Annotated in this window: 1 protein-coding gene; it reads right to left on the minus strand. The window is 45.2% G+C overall.

From position 1 onward, the window contains the following. The coding region (locus AA089_RS23190; protein WP_156169303.1) for a Calx-beta domain-containing protein at nt 1–595 on the minus strand (595 nt) is incomplete at both ends.

The raw sequence follows: 595 nt of genomic DNA on the forward strand, positions 1-595 counted from the left end.
TTATACTTGTCGCGCCTGCTGGAATGGTTACTGTAGTCGTGGTTGTTGTATAATCATTTGGATCTTCCGCTGAGTTATCTACTGTAGTGATTGACACTACCGTATCTACACTGCTTGGATTGTCAATACTTACTGGTACACTTGCTGAGCCGCCGTCTTCTGCGATGGTTACATCACCTACGCTCATCGCTGGGGTATCATTATCTGTGATCGTTACCGTTCCTGAATCAGTCGTGTTAGAAGTGTTTCCACTTGTAACTGATCCATTAACTGTAAAGTCTTCCGTTGGCTCTCCAATCGTATCATCGGTAATTGGAATCGATACATTTATACTTGTCGCGCCTGCTGGAATGGTTACCGAGGTCGTGGTTGTTGTATAATCATTTGGATCTTCCGCTGAGTTATCTACTGTCGTGATTGACACTACCGTATCAACACTACTTGGATTGTCGATGCTTACGGGTACACTTGCTGAGCCGCCGTCTTCTGCGATGGTTACATCGCCAACGCTCATTGCAGGCGTATCATTATCTGTGATGGTTACCGTTCCTGAATCTGTCGTGTTGCTTGTGTTTCCACTAGTCACTGATCCATT

This window comes from Kordia jejudonensis (assembly GCF_001005315.1).
Classification (GTDB): domain Bacteria; phylum Bacteroidota; class Bacteroidia; order Flavobacteriales; family Flavobacteriaceae; genus Kordia; species Kordia jejudonensis.